Source organism: Pseudomonas sp. D1-36 (assembly GCF_051132205.1).
Lineage (GTDB): Bacteria > Pseudomonadota > Gammaproteobacteria > Pseudomonadales > Pseudomonadaceae > Aquipseudomonas.
Genome location: NZ_CP071674.1, coordinates 2,046,767 through 2,068,514 on the forward strand (window position 1 = coordinate 2,046,767; position 21,748 = coordinate 2,068,514).

Sequence of the window (21,748 nt, forward strand, 5' to 3'; positions counted from 1 at the left end):
TATGCCAGCAAAAGTAGTGGTGATAGGCAGCCTGAACATGGACCTGGTGACGCGTGCGCCGCGTCTGCCTCGTGGTGGGGAAACCCTGATTGGCGAGTCGTTTTCCACCATCCCGGGGGGCAAGGGCGCCAACCAGGCGGTGGCCGCCGCGCGCCTGGGTGCGCAAGTGTCCATGGTCGGTTGCGTCGGCAATGACGCCTATGGACAGCAGTTGCGTGGCGCGCTGCTCGCCGAGGGCATCGATTGCCAGGCGGTCAGCGTGGTGGAGGGCTCCAGTGGCGTTGCGCTGATCGTGGTCGATGACAACAGCCAGAACGCGATCGTCATCGTTGCCGGCGCCAATGGTGAGCTGACGCCCGGCGTCCTCGATAGTTTTGATGCGGTGCTGCAAGGCGCCGATGTCATTATCTGCCAACTGGAAGTGCCGGACGCCACCGTAGGGCATGCGCTCAAGCGCGGCCATGAGCTTGGCAAGATCGTCATTCTCAATCCGGCGCCGGCCTCCCATGCCCTGCCGGGCGACTGGTACGCCTACGTCGACTACCTGATCCCTAACGAAAGCGAAGCGATGGTCCTCAGTGGCCTGGCCGTGGATTCCCTGGAGACCGCCGAAGCCGCCGCGACGCAGTTGCTCGCGGCGGGTGCCGGCAAAGTCATCGTAACGCTGGGTGCCCAAGGGTTGCTGTTCGCCAACGGAGCGAGCTTCGAACACTTCCCCGCGCCGCGGGTCAAGGCGGTTGACACAACCGCGGCAGGCGATACGTTCGTCGGCGGTTTCGCGGCGGCCCTGGCGAACAGTAAGGACGAAGTCGAGGCCATTCGTTTCGGGCAGGTCGCCGCTGCGCTGTCGGTCACTCGCGCGGGCGCGCAGCCCTCTATTCCTGCATTGTCGGAAGTTCAGGCGTTCGAATCATGAAAAAGACTCCTTTGTTGAACATCGCCCTGTCACGCCTGGTCGCTTCCCTTGGGCATGGCGACAAGGTGGTGATTGGTGATGCCGGGCTGCCGGTGCCGCCACACGTCGAACTGATCGACCTTGCGTTGACCCATGGCGTCCCCGATTTTGTCAGTACCTTGAACGTGCTGCTCAGCGAGATGCAGGTCGAAAGCCATGTATTGGCGCAGGAAATTATCGACAAGCAACCGTCAGCCCTGGCGACGTTGGAGGCGCTGCACGCCGAAGGCGCCTTAGGCGCGCGGGCGTTGGTCAGCCATGAGCAGTTCAAGGTGCTTACTCGCGAGGCGAGGGCGGTCATTCGCACCGGAGAATGCTCACCGTACTGCAACGTGGTGCTGATCGCGGGCGTCACGTTCTAGATATTCACAACCTGCACAAGGAGTGCGCCATGCACCGCTATGCTCAAAAAATGCATCAACTGTTGCGGAGTCTGCTGCTTTTGTCATTCATCACGGCTACAAGCGCCCAGGCGGCAGAGAAGATCGACTTGATCATCGACACCGATCCGGGCGCCGATGATGTGGTTGCGCTGTTGTTCGCGCTGGCATCCCCCGAGGAGTTGCACGTTCGCGCGTTGACCACCGTGGCGGGGAACGTGCGCCTGGACAAGACTTCCCGCAATGCGCGCCTGGCCCGTGAGTGGGCGGGTGGCGAAGAGGTGCCGGTCTATGCCGGCGCGCCGAAACCGTTGATGCGCACGCCCATCTACGCGGAAAACATCCACGGCAAGGAGGGTTTGTCGGGTGTCACGGTGCACGAGCCGAAGAAAGGCTTGGCCGAGGGCAATGCCGTCAATTACCTGATCGACACGCTTAAGGCGGCCAAGCCCCACAGCATCACCATTGCCATGCTCGGCCCGCAGACGAACCTGGCCTTGGCGCTGGTCCAGGAGCCCGGGATCGTTCAGGGGATCAAGGAGGTGGTGATCATGGGTGGCGCGCACTTCAACGGCGGCAATATCACGCCGGTGGCCGAATTTAATTTATATGCCGATCCTCAGGCGGCGGAGATCGTCGCCAAAAGCGGTGTGAAGCTGACCTACCTGCCCTTGGACGTGACTCACAAGATCCTTACCAGCGAGACACGCCTGAAGCAGATCGCTGCGCTGAACAACAACGCGAGCAAGTTGGTCGGCGATATTCTCAACGAATACGTCAAGGGCGACATGGAGCACTACGGCATGACGGGCGGGCCGGTGCACGATGCAACCGTGGTCGCCTACCTTCTCAAGCCGCAGCTGTTTAGCGGGCGTGCGGTCAACCTTGTGGTGGACAGCCGTGAAGGGCCGACTTTCGGCCAGACCGTCGTCGATTGGTACGACGGCCTGAAAGCGCCAAAAAATGCTTTTTGGGTGAAGGACGGCGATGCCCAGGGGTTCTTCGATCTGCTGACCGAGCGATTGGCGCGGCTCAAGTAACGCATCTCAAGGCAACCCCGCAGGCGTCTGCCTGCGGGAACCTTATGCAGTTGTCTCAATGATGCTCGGATAGCGCTCGAACGCTTGCTTGACGAAGTTTTGCGCGGCCTGCGTCCCGAGTTCTTTCACCAGCAACTCGATGCTGAGGATCGCCAGTTCTTCCGGGCTGCCTGGGCTGTACGAGCTGTGGCCCTGCGCCCATTTTGCATTGATGGTGGCTTCGATGCTGACGGTGCTCATGTCGGGGGCTCGCAGGTTGGGAAATCTGTAGGCTGAGTTAAGCATTTTTGGAGTGGGTTTGGCAGTGCGACTTAGGCATCAGGCGAGCACTGTGCGACACTCGGTTTTTTATTTTTCCCGGGGGCTCCTACGTGCAGATCGATTTGAAGGATCCTGAGGCGTTCACCCTCGAGGCCGTGCGTGATTTGCTCGCGTCCGCCAGTGATGACGAACATACCCAGTTGCGTGTGACCAAGGCTGGCATTGCCTATCTTTCCTCGGGTGTCGTAGGCGGTGCCGACATCGCAGGTTTGTTGTTTCGGCTTGAAACCTGGGCGAAGGGTTCGGGGTATGTCGGAAACGTTGCGGCGAGCGATGAGGTCTGGGTGATGCAAATCTACAATGCATTGAAAGACAACTGGCCGAACCCGCCCTTCGATTACATCGACATCTACTGAGCGCCATTCATATTCAGTCACGATTGAGCGGTGAACAGCTGGGCAGGGCTCAGGCAAACTGCCGTTTTTCCAGATGAGGGCACCATGATGGCCTTGGCGTTGAAACCAAGTTTCGTTTGGGTTGTCGCACGCTCTCTGCTATTTCACTGAAAAAGGAGGCTTCATGCCTTGGAAGCTCGCGTCACTGAGTACTTTGCTGGCCGCTGCGCTCTTGAGCGGTTGCAGCAGCACCTCTGAATCGACCCCTGATCCCGTGACGGCCGAAACCGGGCATAGTCGCTGCGAGGCGAAGGCTGCCGAGTTCGCGATTGGCAAGCAGGCCTCGCCCCAGTTGCTGGAGCAGGCGCGGAGCCGTTCCGGCGCGCAAAACGCCCGTATTCTCAAGCCCAACGACATGGTGACGCTTGAGTACCGCTCCGATCGCTTGAACCTCAATACCGATGCCAAGCTGGTGGTCAACCGGGTCAATTGCGGCTGATTGGTTTTAAGCTGACCATAAAAAACCCCGTCACATGGACGGGGTTTTTTTAGCGCGCCGGGAAATTACTCTGGGCGAACTTGTGCAGCTTGCATACCCTTTTGGCCTTTCTCAGCCACGAAGGAAACAGTCTGGCCTTCTTTCAGGCTTTTGAAACCGTCGCTTTCGATAGCTTTGAAGTGTACGAATAGGTCGTCACCGCCACCTTGAGGAGTGATGAAGCCGAAGCCTTTTTCATCGTTGAACCATTTAACGGTGCCGGTTTGGCGATTAGACATGGTGTATCTCCAAGAAACATATATTTTCAGTGTACTGTGCTGCTCAGGCCAACTGGGCACACCCGGGTATCATAGTCGAAATGTTCGATTTGGGAGCCCCCCGGACGAGCTGTTTGCCAATCAGTCGTGTTTTCTTTACCGTCTGAACGGGCTGGAAGCCCCGGTTTCAAAGGCTTTCAGCCGAACGTAAAGACGATAAAAAAAGCTGAAAAACCTGCAAAAATCGTAGGAAAAAGCGCTTATTCAAGCCTTTTTACCCCTGTCGGGCGCCTTCCTGATGCCCAAACCGTCATTTTTTCGCAGGCGGATTCGCCTTGCATTTGGCGATCTGGCCGAGGGCTTTCTGTTGCAGTTCAGGGGTGGCCTTGTTGTCCATCAGAGCCTGGATATCACTGGCCGGATAGGATTTGATGGCGTCGGCGCCACAGGCGCAGTGTGACTTGGCCGCTGCCGCGCCGATCTGTGGCGTTGCCGCCTGGGTGCACTGGGCCATGTATTTTTCGCGCTCGCCCTTTGGCCAGTCGGCATGGGCGGCAATCGGGAGCAGCAGGGCGAGGGGGGCGACTACTGCGAATAACGTATTCAGACGCATGCTGAGATGCTCCTTTCGGGTCGATGTCTTGGTATCTGAGGGGTTGCGGGCGCTTCAGTTCAGCACTTTGGCATAAAAGCCCCGCTTTTACGTTCGCTCCAACGCGAGCGCGGCGATGACCGTTCATCTGTGTTAGCATGCCGGGCTCGGGTATTTTCAGGCTCCGGATGACGACAAGTCCCGGCGGCGGCAAATGTTCGACTAACCCTGATTTGAATCCCAGTCACTCTGGTTCGGTTTTCCCGGTTGGCCGCAAGGCTCCTGCCGCTGTAAGGCAGGCGTTCGTCATTGAATGGCCTGGACTGGATCTTGTACTGGCTCATCCCAACCCACGTGACCTTTGGTAGGGGTCACCACTAGGAGAGGAGGCGCCATGCCAACTATTACTCTTCCCGACGGCAGTCAACGTTCATTCGACCACCCGGTTTCCGTAGCCGAGGTCGCCGCATCCATTGGCGCGGGCCTGGCCAAGGCCACCCTGGCCGGCAAGGTAAACGGCAAACTGGTCGACGCCAGCGATGTCATCGACAGCGATGCCACGCTGCAAATCATCACGCCCAAGGATGAAGAGGGGCTGGAGATCATTCGTCACTCCTGCGCGCACCTGGTCGGTCATGCGGTCAAGCAGCTGTACCCGAGCGCGAAGATGGTCATCGGGCCGGTCATCGACGAAGGCTTCTATTACGACATCGCCTTCGAGCGTCCTTTTACCCCGGACGACATGGCCGCGATCGAGCAGCGCATGCAGCAGCTGATCGAGAAAGATTACGACGTCATCAAGAAAGTCACCCCGCGCGCCGAAGTCATCGAAGTCTTCAAGGCCCGTGGCGAGGACTACAAGCTGCGTCTGGTGGAAGACATGCCGGACGAGCAGGCCATGGGCCTGTACTACCACGAAGAATACGTCGACATGTGCCGCGGCCCGCACGTGCCGAACACGCGTTTCCTGAAATCCTTCAAGCTGACCAAGCTGTCCGGCGCCTACTGGCGTGGCGACGCGAAGAACGAACAGTTGCAGCGCGTCTACGGCACGGCCTGGGCGGACAAGAAGCAGCTGGCGGCCTACATCCAGCGTATCGAAGAGGCTGAGAAGCGCGATCACCGCAAGATCGGCAAGCGCCTGGGCCTATTCCATACCCAGGAAGAATCCCCGGGCATGGTGTTCTGGCACCCGAACGGCTGGACTCTGTACCAGGTGCTAGAACAGTACATGCGCCAGGTCCAGCGTGAGAACGGCTACCTCGAAATCAAGACGCCGCAAGTGGTCGACCGCAGCCTCTGGGAGAAATCCGGGCATTGGGCCAACTACGCCGACAACATGTTCACCACCCAGTCGGAAAACCGCGACTACGCCATCAAGCCAATGAACTGCCCGTGCCACGTGCAGGTATTCAACCAGGGCCTGAAGAGCTATCGCGAGCTGCCGATGCGCCTGGCCGAGTTCGGTGCTTGCCACCGTAACGAGCCATCGGGTGCGCTGCACGGCATCATGCGCGTGCGGGCATTCACTCAGGACGACGCGCACATTTTCTGCACTGAAGAGCAGATGCAGGCTGAATCCGCCGCGTTCATCAAGCTGACCATGGACGTCTACCGGGACTTCGGCTTCACCGAAGTTGAAATGAAGCTGTCCACTCGTCCGGAAAAACGCGTCGGTTCCGACGAACTGTGGGATCGCGCCGAGGCCGCCCTGGCCGCCGCCCTCGACAGCGCGGGGCTTGCGTACGAGCTGCAGCCGGGCGAGGGCGCATTCTACGGTCCGAAGATTGAATTCTCGTTGAAAGATTGCCTTGGCCGCGTCTGGCAATGTGGTACCTTGCAGCTCGATTTCAACCTGCCGATCCGTCTGGGCGCTGAATATGTGTCCGAAGACAACAGCCGCAAGCACCCGGTCATGCTTCACCGCGCGATCCTCGGTTCCTTCGAGCGTTTCGTCGGGATCCTGATCGAGCATTACGAGGGTGCGTTCCCCGCGTGGCTGGCGCCGACCCAGGCAGTGATCATGAATATCACTGATAAACAGGCAGATTTTGCCGCCGAAGTCGAAAAAACTCTCAATCAAAGCGGATTTCGTGCCAAGTCCGACTTGAGAAATGAAAAGATCGGCTTTAAAATCCGCGAGCATACTTTGCTCAAGGTTCCCTTTCTCTTGGTTATTGGAGATCGGGAGGTCGAGATGCAGACTGTCGCTGTGCGTACTCGTGAAGGTGCTGACCTGGGCTCGATGCCCGTCGCCGAATTCGCCGAGTTTCTCGCGCAAGCGGTTTCCCGGCGTGGTCGCCCAGATTCGGAGTAATTATTATTAAGCGTGAAATGAGACAAGATAAACGAGCTGCACCGAAAGCCCCGATCAACGAGAATATCTCGGCACGCGAGGTTCGGTTAATTGGCGCTGATGGCGAGCAGATTGGCATCGTCTCGATTGATGAAGCGCTTCGTATTGCTGAAGAAGCCAAGCTTGATCTGGTGGAAATTTCCGCGGACGCAGTCCCACCCGTTTGCCGGGTGATGGACTACGGCAAGTCGATCTTCGAAAAGAAGAAGCAGATTGCCGCGGCGAAGAAAAACCAGAAGCAGATTCAGGTAAAAGAAATTAAGTTTCGTCCAGGGACGGAGGAAGGGGATTACCAGGTAAAACTGCGCAACCTGGTACGTTTCCTGAGTGACGGGGACAGGGCCAAGGTATCCTTGCGATTCCGCGGCCGTGAGATGGCCCACCAGGAGCTGGGGATGGAACTCCTCAAGCGGGTTGAACAAGACCTGCTCGAGTACGGTTCGGTCGAACAGCATCCTAAGATGGAAGGACGCCAGCTGATCATGGTCATCGCCCCGAAAAAGAAGAAGTAATCACCAGGGCACGGCAGGCCTTGCGATTATGTTTATCAACTGAATGCGGAGTATCCGAACATGCCAAAGATGAAAACTAAAAGTGGTGCTGCTAAGCGGTTTCTGAAAACTGCTAACGGCATCAAGCACAAGCACGCTTTCAAGAGCCACATCCTGACCAAAATGTCGACCAAGCGTAAGCGTCAACTGCGCGGTAGCAGCTTGCTGCATCCGTCTGACGTGGCAAAAGTCGAGCGCATGCTGCGCCTTCGTTAATTTTTGGATCAAGAATAGAGGAAGTAACTCATGGCTCGTGTAAAGCGTGGCGTCATTGCCCGTAAGCGTCACAAGAAAATTATGAAACTTGCTAAAGGCTACTACGGTGCGCGTTCCCGCGTATTCCGTGTTGCCAAGCAAGCCGTAATCAAGGCAGGCCAATACGCCTACCGTGACCGTCGTCAGAAAAAACGTCAGTTCCGCGCTCTGTGGATCGCTCGTATCAACGCTGGTGCTCGTACCTACGGTCTGTCCTACAGCCGTTTCATCGCCGGCCTGAAAAAAGCGTCCATCGAGATCGACCGTAAGGTTCTGGCTGATCTGGCAGTGAACGAAAAAGCGGCGTTTGCTGCGATTGTCGAGAAAGCTAAAGCCACCTTGGCTTAAGTACCCCCGGCAGTCACCGGGGCTCACCTCTGTGGGCCCGGGTGCCAAACGTCATAAATAGGGGAAGAGCCTTAAAGCTCTTCCCCTATTTTGTATCTGGAGTCTGTACATGGAAAACCTGGACGCGCTGGTCGCTCAAGCACTAGAGGCTGTGCAAAGCGCTGAAGATATCAATGCCCTGGAGCAAATCCGGGTTCACTACCTTGGCAAGAAAGGCGAGTTGACTCAGGTGATGAAGACCCTGGGGAACCTGCCGGCCGAAGAGCGTCCGCAGGTTGGTGCGCTGATCAACGTCGCCAAGGAACGTGTCACAGAAGTCCTCAATGCGCGCAAGGCGCTGTTCGAGGAGGCGGACCTGGCGGCCAAGCTCGCGGCCGAATCCATCGACGTGACCCTGCCTGGCCGTGGCCAGACTTCCGGTGGCCTGCATCCGGTGACCCGGACCCTGGAACGCATCGAGCAGTTCTTCACCCGCATCGGCTATGGCATTGCCGAGGGTCCTGAGGTCGAAGACGACTACCACAACTTCGAGGCGCTCAACATCCCAGGCCACCACCCGGCCCGGTCGATGCATGACACCTTCTATTTCAATGCGAACATGTTGTTGCGCACCCATACCTCTCCGGTACAGGTCCGCACCATGGAATCGCAGCAGCCGCCGATCCGCATCGTCTGCCCAGGCCGTGTGTACCGTAGCGACTCCGATATCACCCATTCGCCGATGTTCCATCAGGTCGAAGGCCTGCTGGTGGATCGCGACATCAATTTCGCTGACCTGAAAGGGACTATCGAAGAGTTCCTGCGGGTGTTCTTCGAAAAAGAACTGGCCGTGCGCTTCCGCCCTTCCTATTTCCCGTTCACTGAGCCATCGGCCGAAGTCGACATGGAGTGCGTGATGTGCAGCGGCAAGGGCTGCCGCGTCTGCAAGCAGACGGGCTGGCTGGAAGTCATGGGCTGCGGCATGGTTCACCCGAACGTGCTGCGCATGTCCGGGATCGATCCGGAAGGATTCTCGGGCTTTGCCTTCGGCATGGGCGTGGAACGCTTGGCCATGCTGCGTTACGGCGTGAACGACTTGCGTCTGTTCTTCGACAACGACTTGCGGTTCCTCGCGCAATTTCGCTAGTCGTAACGAACCTTTAGGAGAGCAGGATGAAATTCAGTGAACAATGGCTGCGCGGCTGGGTTAGCCCGCAGGTAAGCCAGGACGAGCTGGTTGCTCGCCTGTCGATGGCCGGTCTTGAGGTCGATAGCGTGACGCCGGCCGCCGGCGCATTCAGTGGCGTGGTGGTGGGGGAGGTGCTGAGCACCGAACAACACCCTGACGCGGACAAGCTGCGGGTTTGCCAGGTCAGCAGTGGCGGGGAAACGTTCCAGGTCGTGTGCGGTGCACCAAACGTGCGTCCCGGCCTGAAGATCCCGTTTGCCATGATCGGCGCAGAACTGCCGGGTGACTTCAAGATCAAGAAAGCCAAGCTGCGCGGTGTCGAGTCCAACGGCATGTTGTGCTCCCAAGCCGAATTGCAGGTTGGCGAAGGCAACGACGGCCTGATGGAGTTGCCGGCGGATGCGCCGGTCGGCAAGGATTTTCGTGAATACCTGGGCCTGGACGATGCGAGCATCGAAGTCGACCTGACGCCGAACCGTGGCGACTGCCTGTCAGTGGCTGGCCTGGCCCGTGAAGTCGGCGCGTTGTACGCCACCCCGGTCACTCGCCCGGTGGTTGCGAGTGTCCCGGCCGTGCATGACGAAGTCCGTCCGATCGAAGTCTTGGCGCCGAGCGCATGCCCGCGTTACCTGGGCCGCGTGATCCGCAATGTCGACCTGTCCAAGCCGACCCCGCTGTGGATGGTCGAGCGCCTGCGACGCTCCGACGTGCGCAGCATCGACGCGGCTGTCGACATTACCAACTATGTAATGCTTGAGCTGGGTCAGCCGCTGCACGCATTCGATCTCGCCGAAATCAACGGCGGCATCCGCGTGCGCATGGCTGAAGAAGGTGAAAAGCTGGTGCTGCTCGATGGCCAGGAAGTGGCCTTGCGCAGCGATACGCTGGTGATTGCCGACCATACCCGCGCCCTGGCGATTGCAGGCGTGATGGGCGGCGAGCACAGTGGCGTCTCCGCCACCACCCGTGATGTATTCCTTGAAAGCGCCTTCTTCGACCAGATCGCCGTCGCCGGCAAGGCTCGTTCCTACGGCCTGCACACTGACGCCTCGCACCGCTATGAGCGTGGCGTGGATTGGCAACTGGCCCGTGAAGCCATGGAGCGCGCCACTGGCCTGCTGCTGGAAATCACCGGTGGCGAAGCCGGCCCGATCATCGAAACCGTCAGCGAACAGCACCTGCCGAATATCGCGCCGGTGACGCTGCGTGCCCAACGCATCACCCAGATGCTAGGCATGGAAATGGCCCCGGCCGAAGTCGAGCGTCTGCTCAACGCCTTGGGCCTGACCGTCCGGGCCGAGGGGGAAGGGCAGTGGCAGGTCGAAGTGCCAAGCCATCGCTTCGATATTAGCCTGGAAGTCGATCTGATCGAAGAGCTGGCCCGCTTGTACGGCTACAATCGCCTGCCGGTCCGCTATCCCCAGGCTCGCCTGGCCCCGCAAGCCAAGGCAGAGGCCCGCAGTGACCTGCCGGAGCTGCGTCGCCTGCTGGTGGCTCGTGGGTATCAGGAAGCGATCACCTACAGTTTCATCGATCCGCGTCAGTTCGAATTGTTCAGCCCAGGTGTTGAGCCACTGCTGTTGGCCAACCCGATCTCCAATGACATGGCCGCGATGCGCTCGTCCCTGTGGCCGGGCCTGATCAAGTCGCTCCAGCACAACCTGAATCGCCAGCAGGACCGCGTACGCCTGTTCGAAAGCGGCCTGCGTTTTGTCGGTCAGTTGGACGGCCTGAAGCAAGAGCCAATGCTGGCCGGTGTCGTTTGCGGCAGCCGCCTGCCGGAAGGCTGGGCCCAAGGTCGTGATGGCGTGGATTTCTTCGACGTCAAGGCCGACGTGGAAGCGGTGCTGGGCTTTGCTGGTGCGCTCGGCGCGTTCACCTTCGTGCCTGGCAAGCATCCGGCGTTGCACCCGGGTCAGACCGCGCGCATCGAGCGAGACGGTCGTGAAGTCGGTTATGTCGGCGCGATCCACCCTGAGTTGTCGAAGACGCTGGGTCTTGATCGCCCAATCTTCGTTTTCGAGCTGGTCCTGGCTGAAGTCGCCCAAGGAAAAATGCCGAAATTCCAGGAGTTATCGCGCTTTCCTGAAGTGCGTCGCGACCTTGCCTTGATAGCCGATGTCGGCGTTGCATCCAGTGCCGTACTGGCAGTAATCCGTGAAAATGCAGGCGAATGGCTGACGGACCTCAGGCTATTTGACGTGTATCAAGGTAAAGGCATTGATCCGCATAGAAAAAGCCTTGCAGTCGGCTTGACCTGGCAGCATCCATCGCGCACTCTTAATGACGATGAGGTGAATACCGCAACGCAGAATATCCTCACCTCGCTCGAACACAGGTTGAACGCCACGTTAAGGAAGTGACGTATGGGGGCTCTGACGAAAGCTGAGATGGCGGAACGTCTGTATGAGGAGTTGGGCCTGAATAAACGGGAGGCCAAAGAATTGGTCGAACTGTTTTTCGAAGAAATCAGGCACGCTCTCGAAGACAACGAGCAGGTCAAATTGTCCGGATTCGGCAATTTCGACCTTCGGGACAAACGCCAGCGGCCTGGCCGCAATCCGAAAACGGGAGAAGAAATCCCGATCACGGCTCGCCGTGTGGTCACCTTTCGTCCAGGGCAGAAGTTGAAGGCCCGAGTTGAGGCTTATGCTGGAACCAAGTCATAACGACGAACTACCCGTCATCCCGGGCAAACGCTACTTCACCATTGGTGAAGTCAGCGAGCTGTGTGCGGTTAAACCGCACGTGCTGCGCTATTGGGAGCAGGAGTTTCCTCAACTCAACCCGGTCAAGCGCCGCGGAAACCGACGGTATTATCAGCGCCAGGACGTGCTGATGATCCGGCAGATCCGCGCGCTGCTGTACGACCAGGGGTTCACCATCGGCGGAGCGCGCCTGCGCCTCTCCGGTGACGAGGCCAAGGACGATACAACCCAGTACAAACAGATGATCCGCCAGATGATCGCCGAGCTCGAAGATGTACTGGTGGTGCTCAAGAAATAAATTTCTGCTTTTAAATACTTCCAGTTTTCAAAAGCTTGCGATATATTCCTGAGCGTTCCGTTGAGAAGCGGAACAAGATTCACGCCTAGTCGGGGCGTAGCGCAGTCCGGTAGCGCACTAGCATGGGGTGCTAGGGGTCGAGTGTTCGAATCACTCCGTCCCGACCATACAATCCAAAAGGGTTGCGAGATTTAATCTCGCGACCCTTTTTTTATGGTTGTTCCCAACCCCTCAATACAACGGCTTCAGATTAATCTCAAGCCATGCGTGATAAGCCTAGACGCCCACCCTGGACCAGAACTCTTCTGCGGATTGGCTGAGTGGCGCCGTCGGGCGGGTCAGGTGAATTTCCAGTGGGATATCCCAACTCTCGTCCAATGCCCTGACTAAGCGCCCGTCCAGGATCTCCTGCTCGGTGAGGCTTTTGGGTAGCCATGCGACTCCTTTGCTTTCCAGCGCCATCGACATCAGCACCGCCGCGAGGTGGCTGCTGAAGAGGGGCTTGAGGTGGAGGTAGTCTTCCTTGCCCTGCAATCGATGAGCAACGATGCGCCCCAATCCTGATTCATGGGTGTAGGCGAGGTAGGGCAGTGCCGCTGGGGAGGTACCAAAGTTGGCAGAAGCACTCGCCAGGGGAACCAGGACGTCTTCGCCAACTTTCTTACCCGTGAACTGGTCAGGCGCCAGCAACGGAGGAACGTCGGGATGGCGGTGACAGAGCAGAAACTGAACCTGTCCGTGTATCAGCATTTGCTCACAGACGGCCATGCTACCTGAATGCAACTGCACGGCCTCGATGGGGGCGCCGTGTTCTGCGCCGCGGAGCCATCTTGGGAAAAAGGTAAACGACAGGGAATGGGTTGCAGCGAACTGCAATGATCTGGCGGCCATTCCCGCCACTTCCTGAGCCTCGTTGCGCATTCGGTACAAGCGCCGCGCGGCTTCCTGGGCGCTCGGCAATATCTGCCTCCCCGCTTCGGTCAGCGTCGCGCCATGAGGCGTGCGGATGAACAGCTGTACGCCCATCCAATTTTCCAACGAGCGCACTCTGCGACTGAACGCTGGCTGAGTGACGTGCCGCGCTTCAGCCGCCCGAACGAAGCTCCCATATTCCGCGAGTGCTGAAAGGTCTTCGAGCCAAACGAGTTCCAAGGGCCATGCCTCCTGTGCATAGGGTGCGGCATTAATAGCATTGGGCGGGAAAGATCGCAAAGCCTAACGTGGGGCTACAAACAACAAGAGGAACCCCTCATGCGCATCGTCGATATTCGTGAAAAAACCGTTTCCATTGCGTCCCCAATCGCCAACGCCTACATCGACTTCTCCAAAATGACCTGCTCGGTCGTCGCTGTGGTCACGGATGTGATTCGCGATGGCAAACCCGTGATCGGATACGGTTTCAACTCCAATGGCCGCTACGGCCAGGGTGCCCTGATGCGTGATCGTTTCCTGGCGCGTGTCACCGAAGCTGAGCCCGACACCCTTGTCGATCATGAAAACAACAACCTGGATCCGTTCGCGATCTGGAAGACCCTGATGACTAACGAGAAGCCAGGCGGACACGGAGAGCGCTCCGTCGCAGTTGGCACCATCGACATGGCCGTATGGGATGCCGTCGCCAAGATTGAAGGCAAACCGCTCTATCGTCTGCTGGCTGACCGCTACCGCAATGGCGTGGCGGATGACAAGGTCTGGGTCTATGCAGCGGGTGGCTACTACTACCCTGGCAAGGACCAGACAAAGCTCAAGGCGGAAATGCAGAGCTATCTGGATCGTGGCTACGATGTGGTCAAGATGAAGATCGGTGCGGTGCCACTGGACGAAGACATCCGTCGCATCGAAGCGGTACTTGAAGTGGTGGGGGACGGTCGTCGATTGGCGGTCGACGCCAATGGTCGCTTCGATCTTCAGACGGGAATCGCTTACGCGGAAGCCATCAAAAAGTACAACCTCTTCTGGTACGAAGAGGTCGGTGATCCGCTTGACTACGCATTGCAGGCTGAGCTGGCCAATCACTATGAATTGCCCATGGCCACCGGTGAAAACCTGTTCTCCCACCAGGATGCTCGCAACTTGTTGCGCCACGGTGGCATGCGGCCCGATCGCGACTTCCTCCAATTCGACTGCGCACTGTCTTATGGCCTCGTGGAATACCTGCGCACCCTTGAAGTCATGGAAGAGCTGGGCTGGTCTTCCCGTCGCGTAGTGCCCCATGGCGGTCACCAGATGTCCCTGAACATCGCAGCCGGCCTGCACCTGGGCGGTAACGAATCATACCCAGACGTGTTCCAGCCATTCGGTGGGTTCGCCGATGGGATCAAGGTGGAAAACGGCTACGTCGGTCTGCCGGATATTCCGGGTGTGGGATTCGAAGCCAAATCTGCCTTGTATGCAGTCATGCGTGAGCTGGGCGAAGGCTGATCACCCTCAAGCTGCGGCCTGCAGGAGCAGGCCGCAGAACCAGGCGCCACCCACCGGCGCCAGCCCACAGCCCATCACAAAAATAAAATGAGGTGCTTCCGTGGAAAATTCCAAGTCCCGCTGGTATAGCCAGCTGTACGTGCAAGTGCTGATCGGTATCGTGATTGGCGCAGCAATCGGTTACTTCGTTCCTGATATCGGAGCCAAGCTCCAACCCTTTGCCGATGGCTTCATCAAACTGATAAAGATGCTATTGGCACCCATTATTTTCGGCACTGTCGTGGTCGGCATAGCGAAGATGGGCAACATCAAGGAAGTCGGTCGGATCGGTGTGAAGGCATTGATCTACTTCGAAATCCTGTCCACCATTGCTCTGGTTGTCGGTCTTATCGTCGTCAACATCGTGAAGCCTGGCGTGGGTATGAACATCAATGCCAGCGCGCTTGATGCAAGTGCTATTGGCAAATACAGCCAAGTTGCGAATGAACAGGGCGGCACCGTTGAGTTCTTCCTCAATATCATCCCGCAGACTTTCATTGGTGCGTTCTCCAATGGCGTCATGCTTCAGGTCATCCTGCTTTCGGTATTGATGGGAGTTGCCCTGGTTCAAATGGGCGAAACCAGCAAGCCGTTGATCAATACCATTGACCTGTTCTTGCAAGGCCTCTTCAAAATAGTTGCGATGGTCATGCGCTTGGCGCCGATTGGTGCTGGGGCCGGTATGGCATTCACTATCGGCAAATACGGAATTGGGACCTTGTTCTCACTCGGACAACTGCTTGTCGCGCTCTATGTCACGACGTTGATATTCATCGTGGTCGTGCTGGGTACGGTGGCGAGATGGTCGGGCATGCCGCTGCTGCAATTTCTGCGTTATTTCAAGGATGAAATCCTCATCACGCTGGGCACCTGTTCAACCGAGGCTGTGTTGCCGCGAATGATGGTGAAGCTTGAAAAGCTTGGCTGCAAAAAATCAGTAGTGGGGATGGTGCTGCCTACGGGGTATACCTTCAACGCTGACGGCACTTGTATCTATCTCACCATGGCCGCCATTTTTATTGCCCAAGCCACCAATACGCCGCTGACTTTCGTGGACCAAATGATCCTGCTTGGTGTGTTCCTGCTGACGTCCAAAGGCTCGGCTGGCGTGGCGGGCGCTGGGTTTGTGACATTGGCGGCAACGCTCACGACCATCCACTCCATCCCGTTGGTAGGCCTCGTTTTGCTCTTGGGGATTGACCGGTTCCTGAACGAAGCGCGGGCTGTGACCAACCTCATTGGCAACGGCATCGGCACCATCGCCATTGCCAAGTGGGACAACTCTTTCGACGTCGAGGCCTGCGAGCGTGAAATCGCCGCAATGAAGCAAGACAAGGCTGCGAGAAAGGCATTGTTGGCGCAAAAATAATCGATAAGGCCTCCGGTCATTCCGCTTCAGCGGCATGACCGGCTCTGGCCTCCAGGCTTCGTTCCAATGAGGCCATCCACGTCATTTGCCCCCCGTCACATCAAGAAATGTCCCGGTCACAAACGACGCCTCCGCGCTGGCCAGCCATAGAATGGCCCGCGCCACTTCCTCCGGCTGACCGCCACGCCCCATGGGGATGGAATCCTTGACCCGATCGACCCGTCCCGGCTCGCCGCCGCTGGCATGCATTTCGGTGTAGATATGCCCGGGGCGGATGCAGTTGACGCGTATGCCTTCTCGGGCCACCTCTTTGGCGAACCCGATGGTGAACGTCTCCAATGCTCCCTTTGATGCCGCATAGTCGACGTATTCATTGGGGCTGCCGAGGCGCGCCGATGCCGAGGAGATATTGATCACGACTCCGCCGGGGCCGTTGTGCCGGTGGGACATGCGTTTCACTGCCTGCTGGGCGCAGAGAATCGGGCCGATGGAATTGACTGCAAAGATGCGCTGCATGCGCTCGAAGCCGAGGTCCTCCAGGCGTGACTGAGCCGACAGTACCCCAGCGTTATTGACCAGGACGTCGATGCGTCCGAACGAGCGGTCGATGGCTGCGAATAGATCGGCTACCTGCTTGGGGTCCGAGCTGTCGGCGCGCATGGCCAGCGCGCGCCGTCCCAATGCCTCCACATCCGCCACCACGGTCAGTGCCGCGGTCTCGTTGGCGATATAGCTGATGGCGACGTCGTAGCCTTGTGCGGCGGCCAGCCGAGCGGTGGCGGCACCCACGCCGCGGCTTCCACCGGTTATCAGGATCAAGGGCGCCTGCGGGATGTCAGCCATTGGGAATATTCTCCTGGGCAGTTGATGGGTCAGCCGATGATGAAGGTGCCGCTGGCGATCACGGTGCACGCCAAGACCCGGCGGGCGGTGAGCGTCTCGCCAAGAAACAGGTAGCCGATCAATACCGCGAACAACACGCTGGTCTCGCGCAATGCCGATACCGCGCCCAGAGGCGCTTCGTTCATGGCGTAGATGACAATTGCATAGGCGATCAGCGAGACCAGCCCGCCGACCGACGCGGCGAGTATCCCGGGCCGGACGGAGAATAAGCTGCGGGCGTCGCGCAGGCCGATGTACACGAGAGGCGTCAGCACACCCCACGCGGCGCACATCCACACCGTGTAGGCGAGCGGCGCGCCGGAAAGCCTGGCGCCCATGCCGTCGATGACGCTATAGGCTGCGATGAAGCAACCCGTTCCCAGCGCATAAGGCAGGCTGGGAACCGACAGGCTGCGTCCACGGAAGGCCAGGGAAATGATGCCGCCGGACACCAGGCCGATACCGAGCAGCTCACCGGGGGTAATGTTTTCTCCGGCAAAGATCGCCGCCCCCAGGGTGATCAACGCCGGTGACGATCCGCGGGAAATCGGATAGATCTGCCCCAAGTCGCCGACCCGGTAGCTGCGCACCAGAAACAGGTTGTAGCCCACGTGCAGCAACGCCGAAAGCAACCCATAGCCCCAGCTGGCCGGCGCCGGTGGCACCATGAATATCGCGGCGATGGCACAGACGATGGCGATGACGATACACATGACCGTCATTGACCAGAGTCGATCGGCGCCGCCACGCAGCAAGGCATTCCAGCTGGCATGCAGGAGCGCGGCGAACAGGACCAGCAGGACGATATGGGTAGGCATGGTCGCCATTCTAGGCAGCGCGACGGCCGGGCGACAGAGAAGTCTCCTCATTGGTTCATGAGCAAAATCTCATGTATCAGTCGTAGACGTGTTGAACCTTCAACGCCTCGCTGGCCAGCCATTGGCGGAAGCTGACGATGTGCGGTTGCGATTCGATGCCCTTGGGACAGACAAAATAATAGGCAAGCGGTGACGCAAACGGCACATCGAACAGCCGCACCAGGCGGCCGTCGCTGATTTCGGTTTCAACGTGGCCGCTACGCACCAAGGCAACACCTTGGCCGAGCAACGCGGCCTCCACTGTCATGTTGGTGTCGCCGAACCTGACGCTCTCCTTGAGCGGCGACAATTCCAACCCAACCTTCTGAAACCAGTCCTCCCATTTTGGTACCAGCTCGGCGCCGTCACGGGTCAGCAGCGGGTAATGCAGCAGTTCGGCGGGGCTATGTGGCATGCCCAAGCGCTGCAGCAGATCGGGGCTCGCCACCGGAAACACCTGCTCGCCGAACAGGAACTCCGAATACAGGCCGGGATAGTTGCCTTTGCCAAGCCGGATCGCAACATCGGCTTGGGCGTTGGAGAAATGGATGATCTTATCGGTGGTGTCCAGCGCGACCAACAGTTCCGGATAATGGCGGGAAAGCCCCGGCAAGCGCGGCAGCAGCCATTTCAGCGCGAAGGAATACGTGGTGCTGACTTCGAGCCTGACCCTGCCTTTCTGCTCGCGCAGATCGCCCAGGGTCGCTTCCAGGCTCATGAAAAATTCCCGCACGATGGGCGCCAGCGTAGCCCCCGCTGCCGTGAGGGTCAGTGACTTGCCACGCTCGAACAACTGCAACCCCCAAAGCGCCTCCAGGTGCTTGAGCTGGTGACTGACTGCGCTCTGCGTCACGTGCAGCTCCTGCGCGGCCGCGGTGAACGTGGGGTGTCGGGTTGCGACTTCAAAGGCACGCAATGTGGCGGTCGGCGGCAGGTCTCTCATGTATAGGTATCCCGGCGATTCGGCGCAAAAGCAAATCATGAACATTAGCTCATGATATAGCCAGGCCTGGAGTCGGGGGCGCTTTCTACGCGATGGTCCGATGGGTAGGCAATGATTGCGGTTTAGGTATTCAGCTATGAATGGGCAAGCTCACCCCAAAAGCCACAAAAAAGCCACCGCAGACTTTGTTGAACCGGCGCCCGGTTCGAGCCAGCCAAGGCCTGACCCGGTGAGCTGCGCTGGCGACAAAGTATTCAACGATGAATTCGACCACGGCGTAAGTCAGCGCAATGGTGAGTGTCTGCGCAATGATATTGCGGTGCGGATCAAGGAAGGGCGGGATGAACGCGGTGAACAGCAGCAGCGCCTTGGGATTGGAGATGGCCGATACCAAGCCTTGGCGGAACAGCGACCACCGTCGAAAGCCTTCGTTACTCGTCGCGTCGAGACTGACGGGCGGGGATCGCCACAGACCGAAGCCCAACCAGATCAGGTAGAGCCCGCCAACGATCTTCAGTGCCGTGAACCAAGTGGCGGATGCCTGGATCAGCGCACCCAGCCCCAATGCGCAAAGCGAAAGCACGACTGAAAAGCCGAGTACGCCGCCTGCGATAGTGAACAACGTCTTGCGGGTTCCATGGATTGCCCCATGGGTAAGCGCCAACAACGCATTGGGGCCTGGCGCTACCGCAATGCCGCAGCAGGTGAGCAGATAGAGCAACCAAGTCTCAAATGGCATGATCCAGTCCAGGTGTGGTGATCCCGAGCACATCCTGCGGGTGAACAGCGATCATGGAAAGCGCTTAATCCACTTCACCGCCATTTGGCTAACCAATAGAGGGAACCGCGGCGGCGCAGCGGTGACCTTGGAACCGTCAGGCCTTGTACCGCTCAGCCACCGCCGATTGCTTGATCTGCCCCAGCAACCCTTGGCGCGCGGCCTGCAACGCATCCCAGCGAGCGCCGTCCTGCAGTGGCGGAATGGTCACCGGTTCGCGACGATCGAAGCCGATCAGCGCCGCGTCGACCAGATCGTCCACTTCCATGATTTCACTCAGCGTATTGACGTCGATGCCCGCGCGTTCCCAGATTTCGGTCCGGGTAGCCGCCGGCAGGACGGCTTGGACGTAGACGCCCTTGGGGTTGAGTTCGAGGCTGAGCCCCTGGGAGAGGAACAACACGAATGCCTTGGTCGCGCCATATACCGACATGCCGAATTCCGGCGCCAAGCCGACCACCGAGCCAATATTGATGATCGCGCCGTCGCCGGCCTTTGCCAGGCGTGGAGCGACGGCGCTGGCGAGCCGTACCAACGCGGTGGTGTTGAGCGAAACCAGGTGCGCGACGCTGTCGGTGGTCTGTTCGATAAAACTGCCGGATTGGGCCGCGCCCGCGTTGTTGATCAGGATGCCGATACGGTCGTCATCTCGCAGGCGCGCTTCGACCCGGTTCAAGTCAGCGGATTGGGTGAGGTCGGCCTGGAGCACATCGACGGTAATATGGTGTTCGTTGCGCAGCTCGGTTGCCAATGCTTCCAGCCGGGCGTTGTCACGGGCCACCAGCACGAGATCGTGGCCGCGTTGGGCAAAGCGCTTGGCATAGACAGCGCCGATACCGGTGGAAGCGCCAGTGATGAGGACGGTTTTGCGAGTGGTCATGGTGTCGGTCTCTTCAGGGATTAAGACGTGCGATCAACGGCGGGGTTTTTCGCCGCCGTTGGCGGTCCACATCGAGCTTAGGGGGGCGTGTGGGTTGGTTGTTAGGATGATGACCGAAATCTAAGATGTCAATGAATTTGATTATGGTCGGCATCTATGTATGATGCGAGGCATGATTCGAGCGGTACGAGGTGATGAAAAATGAGAGTGACTAAGGCTCAGGCACAGGCAAACCGGCAACATATCGTCGAGACGGCGTCTGTTCTGTTTCGTGAACGTGGCTTTGACGGCATCGGTGTGGCGGACCTGATGGCCGCCGCCGGCTTCACTCACGGTGGTTTCTACAAGCATTTCGGTTCGAAAGCCGACCTGATGGCGGAAGCCGCCGCAGACAGTCTTTCGCGCTCATTGACCAGCGCAAGCAAACTGGATGTCGCGGGTTTTTTCGCCATGTATGTCTCGCGCGAGCACCGCGATGCGCGGGGCAACGGCTGCACGATGGCGGCATTGTGCGGCGACGCGGCGCGTCAGGACGATGAGGTGAAAACCACGTTTGCCACTGGATTGGAGGGCACCCTGGCTGCACTGGAGGAAAAGCTCGGGGCGACAGAAGAAGGGGGCCGGGCAGCGATGATCAACCTGTTCGCCCAGGCCGTCGGCGCAGTCATGCTGTCGCGGGCCTGTCCGGATGATGCTCCGTTGGCGGATGAGATACTGCAAGTCTGCCGTGATCGGATCCTGGCGTTATTGCCCGCGTCCGAACCCGTGTAAAGCCAGCGGTAGCGCAATGCGCTACCGCTGGCCGGATCAGAAAATGAACTTGAACAAGGCTATGACCACGATCAGGCCGATCAGGAAAATGATCCCAACGGTACCACCAAGAAATTTCAACATAGGAACGCTCTCATCGGATGGGCTTAGTTTTCTAGACCCTTGGCGAGCGCGCGCGGTTCGTTAAATTTTCGCAATGAATCGATGCTATGAGGGGCAGGGCTGTCAGTGCACCGCGAGGGACCTCGGGATGGAAACGTGTTCGAATTTCGAAACGGTCTTGATCCAGTAGCGCCGGTATTCGGTCTTGTCCGGTGCCAGTGGTTTATGGCTTGACCAAGGGTGTTCCGCCTTCAGACTGGCTCGATAAGCTTCCCATTCCTTCTGCTCGGCCACTTCCCGGGCCTTGGTTCGGTCATCGAACCAACCCAGGACGTACGCATCGCTCTGGTCCGTACCGCTCGCTATCAGCAGATATATGTCTGTCATTACCGGTTCCCGCCGCCATCCAGCTACCCAGTCGCTGGGCTCTTGTCATGGGTATCGGCCGCAGGCCCGGTTTTTTAAGCAGATTGATAAAAAACGGGTCGAGGCGCCACCGATCAAACATCCTTCGTTTGGGCCAGATGTGTCATCAGCCGTTCGCGAAAACGCCTGACACTTTGCCGCTCAGACGTCCGGCCCAACGGGCCCAGGAGGCAGAGCTTGGCATCAGTGCGTAAGAGGGTTGGGGTGGGACGGACCA

26 protein-coding genes and 1 tRNA gene are annotated in these 21,748 nt (G+C 58.7%); 17 read left to right on the forward strand and 10 right to left on the reverse strand.

Translation table 11 applies throughout. The annotated features are described in order from the left end of the window. Position 1 precedes the first annotated feature (1 nt). The 3 genes from rbsK to J3P76_RS09245 are packed head-to-tail and all read left to right on the forward strand — an operon-like array spanning position 2 to position 2,375. Positions 2-916, forward strand: coding sequence for a ribokinase (rbsK, locus tag J3P76_RS09235; protein WP_434606631.1), 915 nt, complete (start codon positions 2-4; stop codon positions 914-916). Next, positions 913-1,317 (forward strand): D-ribose pyranase, encoded by a 405-nt coding sequence (gene rbsD / locus J3P76_RS09240; protein WP_434606628.1) that lies wholly within the window; start codon positions 913-915, stop codon positions 1,315-1,317. Before rbsK ends, rbsD begins: the two co-directional genes overlap by 4 nt. Before the next feature lie 29 nt (positions 1,318-1,346). Beyond that, entirely contained in the window at positions 1,347-2,375 is a 1,029-nt protein-coding gene (locus tag J3P76_RS09245) for a nucleoside hydrolase (RefSeq protein ID WP_434606625.1), read from the forward strand. A gap of 42 nt (positions 2,376-2,417) precedes the next feature. On the opposite strand, the gene J3P76_RS09250 is transcribed toward J3P76_RS09245, so the two are convergent. Then, a complete protein-coding gene (locus J3P76_RS09250; protein WP_434559665.1) occupies positions 2,418-2,615 on the reverse strand; it encodes a hypothetical protein in 198 nt (65 codons plus the stop codon). 131 nt (positions 2,616-2,746) lie between these two features. Between J3P76_RS09250 and J3P76_RS09255 the strand changes: the two genes are divergently transcribed. Beyond that, the gene (locus J3P76_RS09255; RefSeq protein WP_420765834.1) at positions 2,747-3,052 is read left to right on the forward strand and encodes a hypothetical protein; all 306 of its coding nucleotides are present in this window, start codon (positions 2,747-2,749) and stop codon (positions 3,050-3,052) included. 163 nt (positions 3,053-3,215) lie between these two features. Beyond that, complete coding sequence (locus J3P76_RS09260) at positions 3,216-3,530, forward strand: I78 family peptidase inhibitor (protein ID WP_434606621.1); 315 nt, start codon at positions 3,216-3,218, stop codon at positions 3,528-3,530. Between the two features lie 65 nt (positions 3,531-3,595). On the opposite strand, the gene J3P76_RS09265 is transcribed toward J3P76_RS09260, so the two are convergent. Next, positions 3,596-3,808 (reverse strand): cold-shock protein, encoded by a 213-nt coding sequence (locus tag J3P76_RS09265; protein ID WP_003179963.1) that lies wholly within the window; start codon positions 3,806-3,808, stop codon positions 3,596-3,598. Between the two features lie 289 nt (positions 3,809-4,097). Then, positions 4,098-4,400 carry a hypothetical protein gene (locus J3P76_RS09270; protein WP_420765836.1) on the reverse strand — a complete coding sequence of 101 codons (303 nt, stop codon included), beginning with the start codon at positions 4,398-4,400 and terminating at the stop codon, positions 4,098-4,100. A gap of 373 nt (positions 4,401-4,773) precedes the next feature. Here J3P76_RS09270 and thrS point away from each other — a divergent pair, with 373 nt between their 5' ends. From thrS to J3P76_RS09315, 9 genes are all read left to right on the forward strand, one after another. Beyond that, the gene (gene thrS, locus J3P76_RS09275) at positions 4,774-6,696 is read left to right on the forward strand and encodes a threonine--tRNA ligase (RefSeq protein WP_420765837.1); all 1,923 of its coding nucleotides are present in this window, start codon (positions 4,774-4,776) and stop codon (positions 6,694-6,696) included. Continuing rightward, positions 6,696-7,247 (forward strand): translation initiation factor IF-3, encoded by a 552-nt coding sequence (infC, locus tag J3P76_RS09280; protein ID WP_169432615.1) that lies wholly within the window; start codon positions 6,696-6,698, stop codon positions 7,245-7,247. The genes thrS and infC overlap by 1 nt, the downstream gene beginning before the upstream one ends. A gap of 60 nt (positions 7,248-7,307) precedes the next feature. Then, complete coding sequence (gene rpmI, locus J3P76_RS09285; protein ID WP_002553160.1) at positions 7,308-7,502, forward strand: 50S ribosomal protein L35; 195 nt, start codon at positions 7,308-7,310, stop codon at positions 7,500-7,502. A 30-nt stretch (positions 7,503-7,532) separates the two neighbouring features. Then, entirely contained in the window at positions 7,533-7,889 is a 357-nt protein-coding gene (gene rplT / locus J3P76_RS09290; RefSeq protein WP_039592831.1) for a 50S ribosomal protein L20, read from the forward strand. Between the two features lie 109 nt (positions 7,890-7,998). Next, entirely contained in the window at positions 7,999-9,015 is a 1,017-nt protein-coding gene (gene pheS, locus J3P76_RS09295; RefSeq protein ID WP_434676172.1) for a phenylalanine--tRNA ligase subunit alpha, read from the forward strand. A 26-nt stretch (positions 9,016-9,041) separates the two neighbouring features. Further along, positions 9,042-11,420 carry a phenylalanine--tRNA ligase subunit beta gene (gene pheT / locus J3P76_RS09300; protein ID WP_434701775.1) on the forward strand — a complete coding sequence of 793 codons (2,379 nt, stop codon included), beginning with the start codon at positions 9,042-9,044 and terminating at the stop codon, positions 11,418-11,420. A gap of 3 nt (positions 11,421-11,423) precedes the next feature. After that, positions 11,424-11,726 (forward strand): integration host factor subunit alpha, encoded by a 303-nt coding sequence (ihfA, locus tag J3P76_RS09305; RefSeq protein WP_002553164.1) that lies wholly within the window; start codon positions 11,424-11,426, stop codon positions 11,724-11,726. Continuing rightward, complete coding sequence (locus J3P76_RS09310) at positions 11,707-12,063, forward strand: MerR family transcriptional regulator (protein WP_003179985.1); 357 nt, start codon at positions 11,707-11,709, stop codon at positions 12,061-12,063. The genes ihfA and J3P76_RS09310 overlap by 20 nt, the downstream gene beginning before the upstream one ends. Positions 12,064-12,153: 90 nt before the next feature. Further along, positions 12,154-12,230: transfer RNA gene (locus J3P76_RS09315), tRNA-Pro, on the forward strand. A 109-nt stretch (positions 12,231-12,339) separates the two neighbouring features. On the opposite strand, the gene J3P76_RS09320 is transcribed toward J3P76_RS09315, so the two are convergent. Further along, positions 12,340-13,215, reverse strand: coding sequence for a LysR family transcriptional regulator (locus tag J3P76_RS09320; RefSeq protein WP_420765839.1), 876 nt, complete (start codon positions 13,213-13,215; stop codon positions 12,340-12,342). Between the two features lie 99 nt (positions 13,216-13,314). Here J3P76_RS09320 and J3P76_RS09325 point away from each other — a divergent pair, with 99 nt between their 5' ends. Next, complete coding sequence (locus tag J3P76_RS09325) at positions 13,315-14,484, forward strand: mandelate racemase/muconate lactonizing enzyme family protein (RefSeq protein WP_434606611.1); 1,170 nt, start codon at positions 13,315-13,317, stop codon at positions 14,482-14,484. A 100-nt stretch (positions 14,485-14,584) separates the two neighbouring features. Further along, the gene (gene dctA, locus J3P76_RS09330) at positions 14,585-15,892 is read left to right on the forward strand and encodes a C4-dicarboxylate transporter DctA (RefSeq protein WP_434559639.1); all 1,308 of its coding nucleotides are present in this window, start codon (positions 14,585-14,587) and stop codon (positions 15,890-15,892) included. An 81-nt stretch (positions 15,893-15,973) separates the two neighbouring features. Here the strand turns inward: dctA and J3P76_RS09335 are convergent, their stop codons facing one another. The 5 genes from J3P76_RS09335 to J3P76_RS09355 all read right to left on the reverse strand — a co-directional run bounded on the left by J3P76_RS09335 (position 15,974) and on the right by J3P76_RS09355 (position 20,232). Next, entirely contained in the window at positions 15,974-16,735 is a 762-nt protein-coding gene (locus J3P76_RS09335; protein ID WP_434606608.1) for an SDR family oxidoreductase, read from the reverse strand. A 29-nt stretch (positions 16,736-16,764) separates the two neighbouring features. Beyond that, on the reverse strand, positions 16,765-17,592 hold the full coding sequence (locus tag J3P76_RS09340) for an EamA family transporter (RefSeq protein WP_434606606.1): 828 nt from the start codon (positions 17,590-17,592) through the stop codon (positions 16,765-16,767). A 76-nt stretch (positions 17,593-17,668) separates the two neighbouring features. Then, entirely contained in the window at positions 17,669-18,574 is a 906-nt protein-coding gene (gene gcvA / locus J3P76_RS09345; protein WP_420765844.1) for a transcriptional regulator GcvA, read from the reverse strand. A gap of 130 nt (positions 18,575-18,704) precedes the next feature. Next, entirely contained in the window at positions 18,705-19,313 is a 609-nt protein-coding gene (locus tag J3P76_RS09350; protein ID WP_420765845.1) for a LysE family translocator, read from the reverse strand. Positions 19,314-19,449: 136 nt separating this feature from the next. Next, complete coding sequence (locus J3P76_RS09355; protein WP_434606603.1) at positions 19,450-20,232, reverse strand: SDR family NAD(P)-dependent oxidoreductase; 783 nt, start codon at positions 20,230-20,232, stop codon at positions 19,450-19,452. A 201-nt stretch (positions 20,233-20,433) separates the two neighbouring features. Between J3P76_RS09355 and J3P76_RS09360 the strand changes: the two genes are divergently transcribed. Further along, entirely contained in the window at positions 20,434-21,003 is a 570-nt protein-coding gene (locus J3P76_RS09360; RefSeq protein ID WP_434606601.1) for a TetR family transcriptional regulator, read from the forward strand. Positions 21,004-21,228: 225 nt separating this feature from the next. Here the strand turns inward: J3P76_RS09360 and J3P76_RS09365 are convergent, their stop codons facing one another. Beyond that, positions 21,229-21,492 carry a hypothetical protein gene (locus J3P76_RS09365; protein WP_420765848.1) on the reverse strand — a complete coding sequence of 88 codons (264 nt, stop codon included), beginning with the start codon at positions 21,490-21,492 and terminating at the stop codon, positions 21,229-21,231. Positions 21,493-21,748 lie beyond the last annotated feature (256 nt).

Coding starts and splice junctions, on each gene's coding strand:
- rbsK (WP_434606631.1), top strand. CDS start 2: ATGCCAGCAAAAGTAGTGGTGATAGGCAGCCTGAACATGGACCTGGTG.
- rbsD (WP_434606628.1), top strand. CDS start 913: ATGAAAAAGACTCCTTTGTTGAACATCGCCCTGTCACGCCTGGTCGCT.
- J3P76_RS09245 (WP_434606625.1), top strand. CDS start 1,347: ATGCACCGCTATGCTCAAAAAATGCATCAACTGTTGCGGAGTCTGCTG.
- J3P76_RS09250 (WP_434559665.1), bottom strand. CDS start 2,615: ATGAGCACCGTCAGCATCGAAGCCACCATCAATGCAAAATGGGCGCAG.
- J3P76_RS09260 (WP_434606621.1), top strand. CDS start 3,216: ATGCCTTGGAAGCTCGCGTCACTGAGTACTTTGCTGGCCGCTGCGCTC.
- J3P76_RS09265 (WP_003179963.1), bottom strand. CDS start 3,808: ATGTCTAATCGCCAAACCGGCACCGTTAAATGGTTCAACGATGAAAAA.
- J3P76_RS09270 (WP_420765836.1), bottom strand. CDS start 4,400: ATGCGTCTGAATACGTTATTCGCAGTAGTCGCCCCCCTCGCCCTGCTG.
- thrS (WP_420765837.1), top strand. CDS start 4,774: ATGCCAACTATTACTCTTCCCGACGGCAGTCAACGTTCATTCGACCAC.
- rpmI (WP_002553160.1), top strand. CDS start 7,308: ATGCCAAAGATGAAAACTAAAAGTGGTGCTGCTAAGCGGTTTCTGAAA.
- rplT (WP_039592831.1), top strand. CDS start 7,533: ATGGCTCGTGTAAAGCGTGGCGTCATTGCCCGTAAGCGTCACAAGAAA.
- pheS (WP_434676172.1), top strand. CDS start 7,999: ATGGAAAACCTGGACGCGCTGGTCGCTCAAGCACTAGAGGCTGTGCAA.
- pheT (WP_434701775.1), top strand. CDS start 9,042: ATGAAATTCAGTGAACAATGGCTGCGCGGCTGGGTTAGCCCGCAGGTA.
- ihfA (WP_002553164.1), top strand. CDS start 11,424: ATGGGGGCTCTGACGAAAGCTGAGATGGCGGAACGTCTGTATGAGGAG.
- J3P76_RS09310 (WP_003179985.1), top strand. CDS start 11,707: ATGCTGGAACCAAGTCATAACGACGAACTACCCGTCATCCCGGGCAAA.
- J3P76_RS09325 (WP_434606611.1), top strand. CDS start 13,315: ATGCGCATCGTCGATATTCGTGAAAAAACCGTTTCCATTGCGTCCCCA.
- J3P76_RS09335 (WP_434606608.1), bottom strand. CDS start 16,735: ATGGCTGACATCCCGCAGGCGCCCTTGATCCTGATAACCGGTGGAAGC.
- J3P76_RS09340 (WP_434606606.1), bottom strand. CDS start 17,592: ATGCCTACCCATATCGTCCTGCTGGTCCTGTTCGCCGCGCTCCTGCAT.
- gcvA (WP_420765844.1), bottom strand. CDS start 18,574: ATGAGAGACCTGCCGCCGACCGCCACATTGCGTGCCTTTGAAGTCGCA.
- J3P76_RS09350 (WP_420765845.1), bottom strand. CDS start 19,313: ATGCCATTTGAGACTTGGTTGCTCTATCTGCTCACCTGCTGCGGCATT.
- J3P76_RS09355 (WP_434606603.1), bottom strand. CDS start 20,232: ATGACCACTCGCAAAACCGTCCTCATCACTGGCGCTTCCACCGGTATC.
- J3P76_RS09360 (WP_434606601.1), top strand. CDS start 20,434: ATGAGAGTGACTAAGGCTCAGGCACAGGCAAACCGGCAACATATCGTC.
- J3P76_RS09365 (WP_420765848.1), bottom strand. CDS start 21,492: ATGACAGACATATATCTGCTGATAGCGAGCGGTACGGACCAGAGCGAT.